A 15,031-nucleotide genomic window follows, 5' to 3' on the forward strand; every position below is an offset into this window, starting at 1 on the left:
CGGGCTCATGATCGAGCTCGTCGAACGGCACACGGCCCTCGCGGTCGTGGTCGGATCCCGCGCCTACGGACTGCACGGCCCGGATTCCGACCACGACCGCCGGGGTGTCTTCGTGGCTCCGACCCGCGCCTTCTGGAGCCTCGACAAGCCGCCCACCCATCTCGACGGGCCGGCCGACGAACAGTTCTCGTGGGAGATCGAGCGGTTCTGCACGCTCGCCCTGCAGGCCAACCCGACGGTCCTCGAAGTGCTGTGGTCGCCGCTCGTCGTGTCGATCACCGAGGACGGGTCGGCTCTCGTCGCGGCCCGGCAGGCCTTCCTGTCGCGGCGTCTCGCCGAGACCTACGGCAGCTATGCCCGCGACCAGCTCGCCAAGGTGGCGTCCCGGCGCGAGCGGACCGGCGAGATCAACTTCAAACAGGCGATGCACATGGTACGGCTGCTGCTCGCCGGAGCACACGTGCTGCGCACCGGTGAGGTCCTGGTCGACGTGACCCCGCTGCGCGGCGAACTGCTCGCCGTCAAACGCGGCGAGATCCCCTGGGAGGACGTGGCCGCCTGGGCCGGGCGGCTCCAGGACGACCTCGCCGAGGCGGCCGCCTCCACCCCGCTCCCGGCACAGCCGGACCGGGCCGCTGTGAATCGGCTGCTGGCAGCCGTACGAGAAAGGAATCTCCGGTGACCGTCGACATCCCGGACTGGGCCGCGGACGCCGCCGCCGGCCTGCCGTATCCCCTGGTCTTCGCCACGGTGAGCGGGGCGCACCTGTACGGCTTCGCGTCCGTCGACTCGGACCTGGACCTGCGCGCCTCGCACGTGCTGCCGCCGGAGGAGGTGATCGGCCTGCGGACCGGCCCGAACACCATCGAGAGCGACACCGTGCGCGACGGCGTGGAACTCGACGTGGTCAGTCACGACCTGCTCAAGTTCGCGAAGCTGCTGAACAGCCGCAACGGCTACGTCCTGGAGCAACTGCTGTCACCGCTGGTGATCGTCACGACCGAGGCGCACACGGCCTTGACGTCGCTCGCGCCCGGCCTCGTGACCAGCGGACACGCGCACCACTACCTCGGGTTCGCGGCCACCCAGGAACGCCTCTACCTCAAGACCGGGAAGCTCAAACCGGCCCTCTACACCCTGCGGGTGCTGCTCACCGGCATCCATCTGATGCGCACCGGCTCCCTGGAATGCGACCTGGGGGTGCTCGGGGAGCGGATTGCCTACGTGCCGGAGCTGATCGCCGCGAAGCGGGAGGCCGAGCACGGCCCGCTGCCGGCCGGCGCGGCGGCGCACCTGGCCGCCGACATCCCGGCGCTGCGCGCCGCCCTCGAGGAGGCCAGGGACGACAGCCACCTTCCGGGGTACGCGGACGCCAGCGCCGTGGCGGCCCTGCACGACCTCGTGGTCGCCACCCGCCTCGGTCGGATCCCGGTGGCCAATCCACGGCCGTACTGAAAGGATCGACGGCATGGAGCACCGGTATGTCGGGGGAAGCGGGCTTCGCGTCAGCGAACTGTGCCTCGGGACGATGACGTTCGGCAACGAGGCGGACGAGACGGCGTCGCACGCCATCCTCGACAGCTACGCCGAGGCGGGCGGTGACTTCATCGACACCGCCGACGTCTACAACGGCGGCGCCTCCGAGGAGATCATCGGCCGGTGGCTGTCCCGGCAGCGGCGGGACGCGGTGGTCGTCGCGACGAAGGCGTTCTGGTCCACCGGCGACGCAGCCAACGACAACGGGTCCGGCCGCAAACACCTGATCGCGGCGGTGCACGCCAGCCTGCGGCGGCTCGGCACCGACTACATCGACCTCTACCAGCTGCACTGCTTCGACGAGGCGACCCCGGTCGAGGAGACGCTGTCGACGCTGGACCAACTGGTGCGTTCCGGCCTGGTCCGGTATCTGGGGGTCAGCAACTACGCCGCCTGGCAACTGCAGAAATCGGTGGACGTGGCCCGGTTCCGCGGCTGGGAGCCGTTCGTGGCCGCGCAGCCGCTCTACAACCTGATCGACCGGGAGATCGAGCCCGAACTGGTGCCGGTCTGCCGCAACGAGGGCGTCGGCATCATCGCGTGGTCCCCGATGCGCGGCGGCTGGCTCACCGGCAAGTACCGGCGCGGCATGACCTCGGCCCCGGCCGGCAGCCGCTGGGACGGCGACAAACAGCCCTGGCTCGGCAACTGGCAGGACAGCGTCGACGAACGCGTCTGGACCGTCACCGACACCCTGATCGCCGTCGCCGACGAGACCGGCCGCACACCCGCCCAGGTCGCCCTGCGGTGGCTGCTCCAGCGCCCCGGCGTCACGGCCCCGATCGTCGGCGCCCGCACCACCCGGCAGCTCACCGACAACCTGGGCGCCACCGGCTGGACCCTCGACGACAAACAGATGCAACGCCTCACCGCGGCCGGGGACCAGCCATTGCCCTACCCGCACCCGTACCTCGCCCGCTCCCCGCGGCGGCGCTGATGACCGTCGTCACCACCCGCGACTGGGACGCCGGGGCCGGCAAGCTGCGCAAGCACGAGGGCGTCCAGTTCTCCAGCCTCGACCTGTGCGAAACCGACCTGGAGGGCGTCGAGTTCTCCGGCTGCACCTTCCGCGACTCCCGGTTCAACTGCTCCCAGCAGATCGACGTCGCCTATCTGAACTGCCGTTTCGTCAACTGCAACTTCTTCGACGCGACGTTCACCAACTGCAAGGCGGTCGGCAGCGGCTTCGAGGCCTGCACCTTCGACCTGACCACCGTCGACGGCGGGGACTGGTCGTTCATCACCCTGCCCCGCGCCGACCTCGGCACCGCCACCTTCACCGGCGTCCGCATGCGGGAGGCCGACCTGACCGCGGTCCGCTGCCGCAACGGCACCATGCGCGGCGTCGACCTGTCGGCCGCCCAGCTGACCGGGGCCGACTTCACCGGCTGCGACCTGCGCGGCACCGACCTGCAGTCCTTCGACCCGCGCACGGTCGAGATGCGCAATGCCGTCATCACCGCCGACCAGGCGATCATCCTGGCCATGGCGATGGGCCTGCAGGTCCGCGACGCCTGACCCGGCGGCCGGCGTCAGCCGCCGGTGATCCGGGCCAGCGCCCCGGCGAGCTGGCGGGCCGTCGGCGCGGTCGCCGGGTCGATCAGGTGCTGGGCCATGACACCGGTCAGCAACGCCTGGTGGAAGTTGCCGATCTCGCGGGCCGGCTCGCCGGCGAGGTCGTCGCCGGGGCCGGCGAACATGCGGGCCAGACCCTCGCGGGCCTCATGCAACCCGGCCGCCAGGTGCTCGCGCACCTGAGGCTGGTGATCGATCTGGCCGATCACGTCGAAGGTGGCGCTCCACAGCTGGCGGTACTCGGCGAAGGACGCGATGACCCGGCTCCAGACGGCCTCGAAGCGCTCGACCGGGGTGGCGTCGGCCGGCAGCTCCAGGCCTTGCAGGGCGGCGCCGAGAGCACGGCCCCACTCGGCGGAGGCGCCGGCGAGAGCCTGCTCCATCAGCGCTTCCTTGGATCCGAAGTGGTATCCGACGGCGGCCATGCTGACCCCGCCCGCCGCCTTCGTGATGTCGCGCAGCGTGGTCCGCGCATATCCCTTCTCGTAGAGGCACTGTCTGGCCGCGTCGAGCAGGGCTTCCCGGTTTCCCATGACCGCAGACCCTACCCCGAAGTTGGGCGATCGCCTCAGGCGCGCTCTTGCGCAAACGCCTAAGGCGCTTTTACAGTCGGTCCACACCACTACCACGGGGGACGGATGAACAGACGACTGCAACTGACGCTGGTCGCGCTCGGCCTCGCCGGAACACTCGGAGCCGGCCTCGGCACGCTGCTCGGCGACACCGGCGACGACACCCGGGAAAGCGACGAGACGCTGGTGAGCACCGACGCCGGCTCGGTCCGGGGCGCCACCGCGGACGGATACCGCACGTTCGACGCGATCCCCTACGCCGCACCACCGGTCGGCGACCTGCGCTGGAGACCACCCCAGCCGCCGGCCCCCTGGACGGCGCCCCGCGACGCCACCCGGCCCGGCCCGCTGTGCGCCCAGACCGGCGACCACCTCGGCGCCGGCAGCCTCGCCGAGGACTGCTTGTACCTCAACGTCACCAGCCCCCAACAGTCCGCCGGGAACGGGCGCCGGCCGGTGCTCGTGTGGCTGCACGGCGGCAGCTTCAAGGACGGCGGCGGGCACCTCTACCGGGCCCAGCGGCTCGCCGTGCAGGGCGGCCTCGTCGTCGTGACCGTCAACTACCGGCTCGGCGCCCTCGGCTTCCTCGCCCATCCCCTGCTGGGCGACGGCGGCAACTTCGGCCTCGCCGACCAGCAGGCGGCCCTGCACTGGGTCCGCCGCAACGCCACCGCGTTCGGAGGCGACCCGCACAACGTGACACTCGCCGGCGAATCCGCCGGAGCGATCAGCGTCTGCGCCCACCTCGCCGCACCATCCTCCGCCGGGCTGTTCCACCGGGCGATCACGCAGAGCGCCCCCTGCGTCAGCGCCCCCTCGGCCGGCACCGGCACCGGAAACGGCCCGCGACCCCGCGAGCAAGCCGAACAGGAGGGCCGCCGGTTGCTCGACGCGCTGAACCTTGGGGCGGCGCCGACGGCCGCGCGACTCCGTGACCCGCGGCTGACACCGGAGATGCTGCTCGCCGCCGCGAACACCACGGGAACCACCTTCGGCCCGGTCACCGGCGGCGACCTGCTGCCCACCGACCCGGGCCAGGCGATCGCCGGCGGGCGGATCAACCGGGTGCCGGTGCTGCACGGCATCAACCGCGACGAACAACGACTTCAGGTCTGGGGGTACGAGACCGGCAGATACCAGGACCCCATCCCGGCCGCCGAATACCCGGCCGAGATCCGGCGGGCCTTCGGCACCAACGCATCCCGCGTCCTGCGGCAGTACCCCCTCGATCGGTACGCCTCCGCGAGTCACGCCCTCGCGGCCGCGCTCACCGACGCCGAACTGGCGGCCTCCACCGTGGACACCGCCCGGGCACTCGGCCGGCACGTGCCCACGTTCACCTACGAGTTCGCCGACGACGATGCGCCCTGGTTCCGGGACTTCCCTCGGCCGTACCCGATGGGCGCCTACCATGCCGCCGAGCTGCCGTACCTGTTCGACGTGGGCAACACCGAACCGCTCACCGACGCCCAGCGGCGGCTCGCCGACCGCATGATCGGCCAGTGGTCCGCCTTCGCCCGCGACGGCGACCCGGGCGGGTGGGACTCCACCGGCGTACGCGTGCTCTCGCCGACGGACGACGCGACCGCCCCGGACGACTTCGCCGGCCGGCACCACTACTCGTTCTGGTCGACCGTGCGGCGGTGACCCCGCCGGCAGCGCCCCCATGCCGCACGGCAGTGACGACGTGGGGGCGGCAGACCCCGGCCGGTCGTCCTCGCCTAGGCGAGTGGCCTGGTCCGCTCCGGCTGAGCGTCCCGCAACAGATCGTCCGTCGCGCACTCGTGGGCGAAGAGCGCGGCGGCCAGCCGGGCCGGGTCGAGGGCGACGACGACCCCGTCCGGGCTTGCGGCGCCGTCCTGGCGCACCGCCAACCCGATCAGGGCGAGCGCCGCGGCGAACGACCGGACGTAGGCCTGTTCGGCGGTCTCGGGCGTGGGCGGGTCGGTCTCGTCGCGATCCCAGGCCGCGGCCGCCGCGTCCGCGAGGTCGCGAGGAAGGCGGACCGTCACCGGCGGCAGTTGCGCGGCCACGTGCTCACCGATCGCGGCCAGCAGGTGCGCGTCGTCGCGGTATCTGCGCTGAGCGGGCGTCTCGTTCACGACCGCCACGGTAGAGCTCCCCGTCCCGGCGCGACATTTTCGAGCTTCGCGGTGCCCCGCACACCCCCTAAAGCATCCTAGGAATCTAGGTGTTTGCCTTCTGTACGGTGTGTCGGTTTAGGCTGATGGCATGTCAGTGAGTGCCGCCCCCGTCACCCACCTCGCCCGGCCGCACCGGCCCGTGGTCGTGGCGGGGACGCTCGGTGAGCTGCGCGGGCCGACCGCCGGCCTCGTGGAGCTGCCGCTGCGCCTCTGGTGGCACCCGCAGCGGGCCTTCGACCTGAGCCAGCACACCATGCTCCTGTGGATGTATGAGAACGTCCTCCGCGAGGCGATCCGCGTCGAGGAGCTGCGCACCCATCTCGACGGGGCCACCCTGACCCGGGTGTGGGGAGAGCTCAACCTGCCTCGCGGCGTGCGCGCCGCCTGGGAGGCCCGCCACCCGCGCCTGCGCCTGCGCGCCGCCGCCTGACCTCGGCACTGACGAGCCGGGGCGGCCCGCGCTCCCCCGCATCAGGACGAGGCCGGCGACACCCCACGCGGCGCGTGGCCCGCGGGCGTCAGCGCTTCGGCGCGGTCTCCTCGGGGCGGGCGGCACTCGCGCGCCGGGCGCGCTGGTGCTGGCTGGCACGGAGCATGGCCTCGTACATCTGCCGGGGCGCGGGCGGGTCGGGCAGCGGCCGCGCCGCGGGAGCGGCGCAGGCCTGGATGAGGTATCGGACCAGGCGGCGCCAGGCGTCGGGGCCGCGCCGGTGGTGGCGGTGAGGACGCCCGCGTTGGCCATCAGGAAGATCGGCATGTCCTCGATGACGGAGTCGGCGCGGAGATCTCCGGCCGCCTTGGCACGGTCGACGAGCGTGGTGAAGTCGGCGAAAGCCTGGCCACGGGCGGCCTCGAACTGTTTCGCGGTCGGGAACGTCATGGTCAGCACAGTCGTGAAGCCGCGGTCGCCGGCCTGCATGGCGCAGATCTCCTCCACATAACCGCAGAACCCGCGCCACGGGTCCGGGTCGGCGACTGCGCGCCGGGCGGCTTGCGCGTACGCGGTCATCTTGGCCTCGAACGCCGCCGCCACCAGGTCGGCGCGAGTCGGGAACCGGCGGCAGAGCGTGCCGAGGCCGACCCGGCGCGACGGGCGATGTCCTCCATCGGCACCTCGATCCCGAGCTCGGCGTACGCTATGTAGTACTCCAGCAGAAGATCCGTTTCAGGGTTCTGCACGATTGCGGCGGATTCCGCACCGATCACCGATTGCCCGCGCGTTTACGGAGCTTGTTGTGACCTCTCCTTCCCACGTTTGAAGCGCAAGGGTCTGGCCACCGAAGTTGAGGTTGAGACCGATCACCTCATCGACCTCGTTGCGCACCTGTTCCCACTCGACGAGCGGCTTGGCGATAACCGCGGCGAACGGCGATTCGCTGGATGCGTCCCGTAACCGCCAGCGCGACCCGGACCAGTCGTAGTCATAGGCGTCCAGCCAGGCACTATCTGCCGGCGCGGTCTCGACGCACTCCAGCGACCAGTCGCTTCTGCCGGCGAGGAACATGCCATGGCCGCCTTCGAACACGAGGTGTACCGGCCCGACGCTGAAATCGTCGAGGTCGCCGGCCTCATACCAGCCCAGCCGTTCAACTTTGACCAGCTTGCGCCCGATCAGCGTGTCCATTCCGCTCCCCTCACGGGCGGGGACCCTACGGGACGACTCCATAGCCGCAGCGGCACAGATCCGACGGCATGATCGAGTGCACGACTGTCGGCTACCAAAGCCGGACGCCGGCGTCCACCAGCTCCCGTTGCGGCGGCCGGCGTGCACGGACGGCGGCAGATCCGGAGGGTCTACTGCCGGGCAACGCCACCATGCGAGTCGCTTTCCTCCTGGAGCAGCGCGGTGAGCAGGTCTCGGGTCTGCTCCTCGAACGCGACGAGAAGGATCCGCTGGACGGTGGTGGGTGTCGAGCGGATGGTGTTCACCGCGATGCGGGCGGCGTCGTCCGGCGGGAAGCCGTAGACGCCGGTGGCGATGGCGGGGAACGCCACCGACCGGGCCTGTAGCTCGTCGGCTACCTGCAGGCTGCGCCGGTAGCAGGCCGCCAGCACGTCCGCCTCGCCGTAGCCGCCTCCCTCCCAGACGGGGCCGACCGTATGGATGACGTTTCGCACCGGCGGGTTCAGGTCGAACGCCGGGGTTGCCTTGGCATCGCCCGGATCGCAAGGGGCGATGGCCGCGCCGGCCTGTGCCAGTTGTGGGCCAGCGGCCCGGTGGACAGCACCGTCGACTCCGCCGCCACCGAGCAACGACTCGTTGGCGGCCGTCACGATGGCGTCTACCTGCTGGCATGTGATGTCGCCAAGGACTACTTCGATCGTTGTCATGACCGATAGTCGCACTCACCGCGTACAGCCCTCGCGGTGGGTCCACGCCAGGTGCCGAACGCCCCCTCCTCGGCAGTTCAGGACGCCGGATGACACGGAACTTCGGCCACGCAGTGTGACGGCTCGCCGCCGTCTGACGTGCCCGCTCGGCGGCACGAGTGCGGTAGACCGAAAGGTGTCAGCAGATCATTGCTCGCTCGCGCCCGAAACACGAACAACCGTCACGCAGCTCGCTTCATCTCCGGCGTGGAGCCGTACTAGACCTGACGCGTCGCTTGCTAAAGTGTCGGCAGCACTATAGGGAGAACAACATTGGGAGAGCCTGATGGCTGAAATATTGACTGCCATAGCGTCGCTATTGTGGCCCGTGGTTGTGGCGGCTCTCCTTGTCGCGCTCTTCCCCGTAATCAAACGATTCCTCAGCCAAAGCGACTCGATCGACATCGAGGTCGCCGGCGCGAAAATTTCAGTGCAGAGGGCTTCCGAGGAACTCCGCCAGCTTATCAGTGACTTGCAGGACAGGGTCAACGAGCTGGAAGCAACGCAGAGCGGCACTTCAATCGAAGCCCCGGAGATACCCGCAATCCCAGGCTCACCGACACCCCGCAATGTCGTGCTGTGGGTGGACGATCGCCGGGAGGCTAACGTGTACGAGCGGGCCCGCCTCGGGGATGCGGGACGTCGAATCGTGCAGGCGGAATCCACGGAGTCAGCGTTACAGCGGATACGGAGCGATGGGCCGTTCGATGTCATCGTCTCTGACATGAGTCGTGTGGAGGAAGGTGGTCGACTCAATGTGCATGCCGGGTTGGATCTTCTCCGGGAAATCCGAGACGCAGGCGACGATACCCCCGTCGTGTTCTACAGCTCCCCTCACGGTTTGGGCTCCGTCCGAGCGGAGTTGGATCGCTCCGTCAACGTCGCCTACACCACGTCGCCCAGTGAACTGATGCGTCTCTTGCAGGTGTCTAGCGACAGTTAATATGGCGCGGCGTTGTGGGATAGCTGATCCGTATTCACCGAGATGCCGCGCCGGCATCATGCGAGTTTCCGGCGCACTCAATTCGGCTACTTGACGAGTGATGTGGTGCGGGTTTCGGTCGGGTCGACGGCGATGCAGGTGACCCCCCGGTCTCGCTGCCAGTCGAGGACATTCCGCGGGTACAGGTAATAGATGTCCATGTCCTCGTTCTGCGTGGTCGAGTAAGGCTCGAACGCCGCACTGCACCTCTCCTCGCTCTCCGTCACGACCGCCGTCGAGCCGGGATACGACCCGGAGGGGAACGTGAAGACGTGGTAGACCTCCGCCATGTGCGGCTGGCTGCACGGCATCGTGGGCAAGTCGGAGATCGCCGACGACTCGCTGACGTCGCCGATGCAATCGCCTGCCTTCAGTTCGGCGACATCGACGTCCTCGATCCCGGCGGCGCTGTCACGCGCCTCGTTGATGAACGCGCCGATTATGACCGCGATGGTGACCACGAGGGTCAGCCCGGAGATGACCAGCGCCGAGATGGCGAGCCCGCGGCCCTTCTGCGGCCGCCGCTTGATCTGTACCAGCGCAGCGATGCCGAACCCGATGCCGAGAAGGCTGCCGATGCCGAGACCGCCGCAGATGCTGGCCACCAACGCGCCGATCGCGAGCCCGTTGGTGCCCGGTAGCGTCGCGGGCGCCGGCGGGAAGCCCGGGTACTGCCCGTACGGCGCCGGGGCGCCGTACGGCTGCGACAGGTCGCTGCCGGTGTAGGGCTGTTTCCGGCGCCGCTGATGTCGCGCCCTTATCGATCTCGACTTGGCACCGACACCAGTGAAGTCATCGATGTCCGCTCCAATATGGCCGCTCGTAAACCACCATAGCTTTCATGCCGCCGATTTTCCGGCGTGCTCCGCTTCACGGGATCGCGCCATTCGCGTCGGGCTTCAACCGTCCCGAGCGATTCCAGGGCCGATGCGAGTCCATGAACGAGCGCCTCGCCCGCCCTGAAGCTGCTCGGCCAGGGTGCCAGCGCTACCCGGACGTGCCCGGCGGGTATGCGCGCCAACTGGCAGCCACTCCCACCTCGGATCTTGCCTGCTTGGTGCAGGTCTGCGGGTGCGGTGAAGGCGTTCGCCGATGTCCCGGTCGCCACACAGGGCACCGACGCCGGCAAGAAGATCCCGGGTAGCCCCGCGCCGCCCAGGGCGGCCCCCGTGTCTTGGACCTTCCCTATCTTCCGGACATCGGCGGTGAACATCCGCGCTGTGCCGGACACAGGCATGGTGGGAGGTCGAATGGCGAACTCAGAGGAACGGTTCACGGTGCTGTATGAGCAGCACTACGACGCCGTTGAACGTTATGTGCGCCGCCGCCTCGGCGACGCTGCGGTGCGTGACGTCGTCGCGGAGGTGTTTCTCGTCGCATGGCGGCGGCTGCCGGAGGTTCCGGCCGACGCGCTGCCCTGGTTGTACGGAACGGCACGGAAAGTGCTCGCCAACGAGGTCCGCGGAGCCGGCCGGCGAGCGGCGTTGACCACCCGGATGACAGACCACGGCGAGTTCTGGGCCAGCGACCACGCCGATGACGTGGCGGGCCGGGTCAGCGTGACCGCGGCCCTGGCCACACTGTCCGGGCCCGACGCCGAAGCCCTGCGCCTGGTCGCGTGGGAGGCACTGACCCTGCGCCAGGCAGCGAAGGCGGCCGGCTGCTCGCTGCCCGCGTTCGCGATGCGGCTGCACCGGGCCCGCGCCCGGCTGCGGCAGGCGCTGTCGCCCGATAGCCGGGCACCCCTGACCACCCTGAGAGGAGAGCCATCGTGATCCCATCCCTGACCCGTGACGTTCGCCGCCTGCTCGGCTCGGCCGACCCCACCGACGGACGCCCGCTGACCACTGCGCCCGACCGGCGTGCCGACCTCGACCGCATTCTCGCCGGTCCGCAGCCCCGGCAGACGCGGCCCGTCGTCCTGCGTCTCGTGGCCTCGGCCGCCGCCCTGGTGCTGCTGGCCCTCATCGGTCTCCCGTTCGTGCCGATGCCGCGCCCGGCGTATGCGGCCACGCCGCCGCCGCTGCAGTACACCGGTGCAGCCGGTTCGGCGCGGCAGCTGCTGACCGAGATCGCGCAGAAGGCGGCCGCCGCTCCGGAGCCCGCCCGCACCGGCGACTACGAGCACCTGGTCATCCAGTCATGGAGCCTGTGGACCCAGGTCGACGGTGAGCGCGTCACGTCCGCGATCATCCCGTCACGTGCCGAGTCGTGGCGTGGCCCGGACAACTCCGGGCGGCGTACCACCCGCTACGAGGAGCCGCAGTTCACCTCCACCAGCAGCGAGTGGCTGTGGCGGGCGCAGAACCTTCTCGGCGACGCGCTGGACCCGTGGCACGAGGACTATCCGGCCGGGCAGTTCCCGGCGATGTGGGCTGCTCAGCCGCCGGCCGGCGACCTCGACGCCTGGCTGCACGTCGGCCACCCCAAAGAGAACGGCCCCTACGAGACGATCGTCGCGGTCACCGACCTGGCCCGAGAACGGCTGCTGACCCCGGCAACCTGGGCCGCGGCGCTGCGGATCGTCGCGCAGCTGCCCGGCCTGACCTACGACGGGACCGGCACCGACCGGGCCGGGCGGGTGGGCGCCGCCTTCTCGATGACGACCGATCGCAGCGGTCTGCCGACCCGCCACACTCTGATCCTCGACCTCACCACCGGCTCGCTGCTCGGCTACGAGCAGATGCTGACCACCGCCGCCGGCAAACTCAACGTGCAGACCCCCGCGGTGATCGGCTACGAGACCTACCTGACCGCTGACTACACCGCCTTCCCGAAGTAGGGCGCACCCGTACGGTCACATGGGGCTCAAGGTGAAGCGAGAGTGGACCCGCAGTTCATCGACGGACACCACGTCTGTCGTACGGTGGGCGACCTGCGACCCGATGTGCCCGAGTTCGAGCACCGCCTGACGCGCCTGCTCGACGGGAAGGTCCATCGCCGCGGCGAGTCGTTGCAAGGTGGTCGGCTCGGTGGTGAGGGCTCCCGCTTCGAAGTGATGGACCTTGCGGTCAAGCTGAGTCAAGGCGTGCGCTGGGTCTTCGGTGGTCAACGCGTAGGCGCGCAGTGCGCTGCGGACACCGCCCATCCCCACCGCTGTGGCCAGGCCATGGCCGGGCACGTAGCGGGAGGCCGGGGACCACGCGCTCTCGCTGTCGGCACGCTACATTGCCGGTGGATCGCCTTCGCCTACGCCGAAATCGCCGCGACCAGGCCAGCCGATCACCGGCATACAGCGGTGATCGCATAGGCTCTACGCGTGTTCGAGGCTTCGCGGATCTGCCGCTGCGTGATCTGCCACGACTACGGCGATCGCGACGACTACGGCGCGGACGACCGCGGCGTGATCGACAACGTGGAGAAATTCGGGTGGAGCGTCACCGGCGTTCCGGCTGACCAGCAGGGGCCGGGCTGGTCATACACGATCGGCCGCTGGCACAGCCGGGGCGGCCCGGAACTGGCCATGTTCGGACTCGACCTGAGCACCATGCAGTCCTGCCTGAACATCCTCGGCAAACGTGACGGCCTCGCCGACGGCCAAGCCCATGACCAGGTCGTCAACGGCTACCCCGTTCGCCTCAGGACCATCGAGCCGACCTGGTACAAGGCCTTCTTCGGCCATGGCATCTGGTTCTACCGGCAACCGCCGATCCCGTTTCTCGAGGTCGTCTGGCCAGACCGCGACGGCACATTTCCCTGGGACACCGGCAACCTCTCCCAGCCACACCTCTGGCTCGCACCCGGCGAACACCCACCAGGCGTCTGGACCCAGGACGTCTGAGCCATCCCCCCTGGCTCCGCGCCCCGCAGCCAGCGTGAAGGGCAGGCGCTCCGCAGATGGAGCGCTGCTATTCGCCTAGCCACATCAGGGACGGTGCGGGAAGCTCCTCCACTGCACCGTCGCGGATTTGCCACATGACAGCGTTGCCGCGTTCGTCGGTGATCAAGAACAAGCCACGAGCACGATCGCCATCGGCGTCGGTTGGCGGCAGAGTGGCCAGCTCGGTCACCTGCGCGCGCAGCCAGGGCAGCTCGCCTTCACGAATGTCACCGCCGTAGAAGAGGTACAGCGTCCCGTTGAAGGGCTTTGCCGGGAAGGCCCAGCCGCCGGAATAGTGCCCGTCCTGGTGCCGCTGGATGACTTCCTCGGCGCTACTCCGCTGACTGAAGTCGATCTCCACCCAACCGCGAGCCGACGCATACATCCCCATGCCGGCTCACTGTAGGCGACGATGCGAACCCTCTTCTGCCGCTGTCATCGCGCATCCGCCGAGCGCGACAGCCACTGTCCATGCCGTCAGCCGATGAGTCATCCTGCCCCAAGGCGGCGTCACGACGGCGTGGAAACCGGCTCATATAGGTGCAGAGCGGGCCTATTCCTGGTCAGAGTGTCGACGAATGCAGTCAGTTTCCGCATAGATGCCCTGTTTTGGAAGCGGGGGCCTGTGCTCATGCGGAGCCGCGCGGCAACCGGGCTCACTTCGGAACTCAGCGACCGGACCGATACCCGGGCGATGAACTGAGCGGGCTTGCCTCAGCCCGGTGGCCGGCGTGCCGATGGGGACGCAACGTCGGCGGCGCGTCGGTGCGGAAGGAATGGTGATGGGCACACTGCACACCGAAGAAGCGCAACAGGTGGCTGCCCTGCTCAGGACCGCCCGAGAGGCGCTGGGTCTGAGTTTGGCGTTCATGACGCGGATGGACGCCACGCACCTGCATCTTGAGGTGCTGGACTCCGCCGTGCCGCTGCCCGTCCCCGACGACGCGAAGCTACTCCGGCGTGAAACCCTCTGCCAGAGGATCATGGACGGCGAGCTGCCCGCGGTTATCCCCGACGTGCGGGTTCTTCCCAGCACCATGCGTGCATTCGAGGCTCCGGTGCCGCAGGTCCGCAGTTTCCTCTCGGTGCCCGTAGTACTCAGCGACGGAACCGTTTACGGGACCTTCTGCGCGATCGGCTTCGCGGAGGACTCGGAGCCGATCCTCCGCGACAAGGCGATCATGGAGGTGCTGTCCCGGGCCGCGGCGCTGGTCGTCGAGCCCGGGGTGCGCAAGCGGGCCGTGGCCACGGAGATCCTGGACCGCGTCCGCCCGCTGATCGCCCGGGGCGGGCCAGTGGTTCTGCTGCAACCGATCGTCGACCTGACGACGTGGCGCCGGGTCGGCGCTGAGGCGCTGAGCCGGTTCCCCCAGGAGTGGAACCGCACGCCGGACGTCTGCTTCGCGGACGCGCACGGCGTCGGCGAGGGCCATCGTTTGGAGATCCAGGCCTTGCGGCGTGCGGCCGACCATTTGGCGGACGTCACCGGGTACGTGTCCATGAACGCTTCCCCGGCGACCCTGCTCACTCCCGAATGCTCGAGGATGCTGGAACTGCTGCCCCTGCACCGGGTGGTGCTGGAGTTGTCCGAGCACGACCCGGTCGAGGACTATGACGCCCTCAAGGCGGTTCTCGCGCCGTTGCGGGCCGGCGGCATGCGCCTGGCCATCGATGACGTCGGCGCCGGCTTCTCCTCGTTGCGGCACATCGTGATCACCGCCCCGGACGTCATCAAGCTGGACCGCAGCATGGTCACCGGCCTCGACCACGATCCGGTTCTGCAGGTGGTCGCCCGTTCACTGGTCGATCTCGCCCGGACCACCGGCGCGCAGGTCGTGGCCGAGGGCATCGAGACCGAGGCAGAGGCGGCCGCGCTGCTGGACGTAGGCGTGGGGCTGGGTCAGGGATGGCTGTTCGACCGCGCCACCACAGTTCATGAACTGCGCGACTCGTACCACGCGGCGGCGTACTGCACGGCTGCCTGACCTCGTCGCCGGTCAGGCGATGGTTCCGGCGAGCCGGTGGTGCGAGC

18 protein-coding genes are annotated in these 15,031 nt (G+C 69.5%); 11 read left to right on the top strand and 7 right to left on the bottom strand.

Annotation, left to right across the window (positions count from 1 at the left end):
- The first annotated feature begins 7 nt into the window (after positions 1-7).
- The 4 genes from QLQ12_RS43300 to QLQ12_RS43315 are packed head-to-tail and all read left to right on the top strand — an operon-like array spanning position 8 to position 3,054.
- Positions 8-682, top strand: a complete 675-nt coding sequence (locus QLQ12_RS43300) for a nucleotidyltransferase domain-containing protein (RefSeq protein ID WP_282766926.1) — start codon at positions 8-10, stop codon at positions 680-682.
- Positions 679-1,455 (top strand): nucleotidyltransferase domain-containing protein, encoded by a 777-nt coding sequence (locus QLQ12_RS43305; RefSeq protein WP_282766897.1) that lies wholly within the window; start codon positions 679-681, stop codon positions 1,453-1,455. The genes QLQ12_RS43300 and QLQ12_RS43305 overlap by 4 nt, the downstream gene beginning before the upstream one ends.
- A gap of 13 nt (positions 1,456-1,468) precedes the next feature.
- The gene (locus QLQ12_RS43310; RefSeq protein ID WP_282766898.1) at positions 1,469-2,473 is read left to right on the top strand and encodes an aldo/keto reductase; all 1,005 of its coding nucleotides are present in this window, start codon (positions 1,469-1,471) and stop codon (positions 2,471-2,473) included.
- Complete coding sequence (locus QLQ12_RS43315; protein WP_282766899.1) at positions 2,473-3,054, top strand: pentapeptide repeat-containing protein; 582 nt, start codon at positions 2,473-2,475, stop codon at positions 3,052-3,054. The genes QLQ12_RS43310 and QLQ12_RS43315 overlap by 1 nt, the downstream gene beginning before the upstream one ends.
- A 14-nt stretch (positions 3,055-3,068) precedes the next feature.
- On the opposite strand, the gene QLQ12_RS43320 is transcribed toward QLQ12_RS43315, so the two are convergent.
- Positions 3,069-3,644, bottom strand: a complete 576-nt coding sequence (locus tag QLQ12_RS43320; protein ID WP_282766900.1) for a TetR/AcrR family transcriptional regulator — start codon at positions 3,642-3,644, stop codon at positions 3,069-3,071.
- A gap of 105 nt (positions 3,645-3,749) precedes the next feature.
- On the opposite strand from QLQ12_RS43320, the gene QLQ12_RS43325 reads away from it, so the two are divergent.
- Positions 3,750-5,330, top strand: a complete 1,581-nt coding sequence (locus tag QLQ12_RS43325) for a carboxylesterase/lipase family protein (RefSeq protein WP_282766901.1) — start codon at positions 3,750-3,752, stop codon at positions 5,328-5,330.
- Between the two features lie 74 nt (positions 5,331-5,404).
- Here QLQ12_RS43325 and QLQ12_RS43330 read toward each other — a convergent pair whose 3' ends face one another.
- Positions 5,405-5,785 carry a hypothetical protein gene (locus QLQ12_RS43330; RefSeq protein WP_282766902.1) on the bottom strand — a complete coding sequence of 127 codons (381 nt, stop codon included), beginning with the start codon at positions 5,783-5,785 and terminating at the stop codon, positions 5,405-5,407.
- A gap of 130 nt (positions 5,786-5,915) precedes the next feature.
- Between QLQ12_RS43330 and QLQ12_RS43335 the strand changes: the two genes are divergently transcribed.
- Positions 5,916-6,257 (top strand): hypothetical protein, encoded by a 342-nt coding sequence (locus QLQ12_RS43335; protein ID WP_282766903.1) that lies wholly within the window; start codon positions 5,916-5,918, stop codon positions 6,255-6,257.
- A gap of 735 nt (positions 6,258-6,992) precedes the next feature.
- Here QLQ12_RS43335 and QLQ12_RS43340 read toward each other — a convergent pair.
- Positions 6,993-7,451, bottom strand: coding sequence for a hypothetical protein (locus QLQ12_RS43340; RefSeq protein WP_282766904.1), 459 nt, complete (start codon positions 7,449-7,451; stop codon positions 6,993-6,995).
- Positions 7,452-7,621: 170 nt separating this feature from the next.
- Positions 7,622-8,158: an O-acetyl-ADP-ribose deacetylase gene (locus QLQ12_RS43345; RefSeq protein WP_282766905.1), complete on the bottom strand. Its 537-nt coding sequence runs from the start codon at positions 8,156-8,158 to the stop codon at positions 7,622-7,624.
- A gap of 325 nt (positions 8,159-8,483) precedes the next feature.
- Here QLQ12_RS43345 and QLQ12_RS43350 point away from each other — a divergent pair, with 325 nt between their 5' ends.
- On the top strand, positions 8,484-9,140 hold the full coding sequence (locus tag QLQ12_RS43350; RefSeq protein WP_282766906.1) for a hypothetical protein: 657 nt from the start codon (positions 8,484-8,486) through the stop codon (positions 9,138-9,140).
- A gap of 86 nt (positions 9,141-9,226) precedes the next feature.
- On the opposite strand, the gene QLQ12_RS43355 is transcribed toward QLQ12_RS43350, so the two are convergent.
- Positions 9,227-9,991, bottom strand: coding sequence for a DUF4190 domain-containing protein (locus tag QLQ12_RS43355; protein ID WP_328518346.1), 765 nt, complete (start codon positions 9,989-9,991; stop codon positions 9,227-9,229).
- Between the two features lie 438 nt (positions 9,992-10,429).
- On the opposite strand from QLQ12_RS43355, the gene QLQ12_RS43360 reads away from it, so the two are divergent.
- A complete protein-coding gene (locus QLQ12_RS43360; RefSeq protein ID WP_282766907.1) occupies positions 10,430-10,954 on the top strand; it encodes an RNA polymerase sigma factor in 525 nt (174 codons plus the stop codon).
- Entirely contained in the window at positions 10,951-11,961 is a 1,011-nt protein-coding gene (locus QLQ12_RS43365) for a CU044_5270 family protein (protein ID WP_282766908.1), read from the top strand. Before QLQ12_RS43360 ends, QLQ12_RS43365 begins: the two co-directional genes overlap by 4 nt.
- A gap of 15 nt (positions 11,962-11,976) precedes the next feature.
- Here QLQ12_RS43365 and QLQ12_RS43370 read toward each other — a convergent pair whose 3' ends face one another.
- Positions 11,977-12,300 carry a SpoIIE family protein phosphatase gene (locus QLQ12_RS43370; protein ID WP_282766909.1) on the bottom strand — a complete coding sequence of 108 codons (324 nt, stop codon included), beginning with the start codon at positions 12,298-12,300 and terminating at the stop codon, positions 11,977-11,979.
- A 138-nt stretch (positions 12,301-12,438) separates the two neighbouring features.
- Here QLQ12_RS43370 and QLQ12_RS43375 point away from each other — a divergent pair, with 138 nt between their 5' ends.
- Positions 12,439-12,960 carry a DUF4262 domain-containing protein gene (locus tag QLQ12_RS43375; RefSeq protein WP_282766910.1) on the top strand — a complete coding sequence of 174 codons (522 nt, stop codon included), beginning with the start codon at positions 12,439-12,441 and terminating at the stop codon, positions 12,958-12,960.
- 67 nt (positions 12,961-13,027) lie between these two features.
- Here the strand turns inward: QLQ12_RS43375 and QLQ12_RS43380 are convergent, their stop codons facing one another.
- Positions 13,028-13,390, bottom strand: coding sequence for a hypothetical protein (locus QLQ12_RS43380; protein WP_282766911.1), 363 nt, complete (start codon positions 13,388-13,390; stop codon positions 13,028-13,030).
- A gap of 391 nt (positions 13,391-13,781) precedes the next feature.
- Between QLQ12_RS43380 and QLQ12_RS43385 the strand changes: the two genes are divergently transcribed.
- Positions 13,782-14,984 carry a sensor domain-containing phosphodiesterase gene (locus tag QLQ12_RS43385; protein ID WP_282766912.1) on the top strand — a complete coding sequence of 401 codons (1,203 nt, stop codon included), beginning with the start codon at positions 13,782-13,784 and terminating at the stop codon, positions 14,982-14,984.
- Positions 14,985-15,031: the final 47 nt, after the last annotated feature.

Origin of the sequence: Actinoplanes sandaracinus, from assembly GCF_030009775.1 — a bacterium.
In the GTDB taxonomy this organism is placed as follows: Bacteria; Actinomycetota; Actinomycetes; order Mycobacteriales; family Micromonosporaceae; genus Actinoplanes; species Actinoplanes sandaracinus.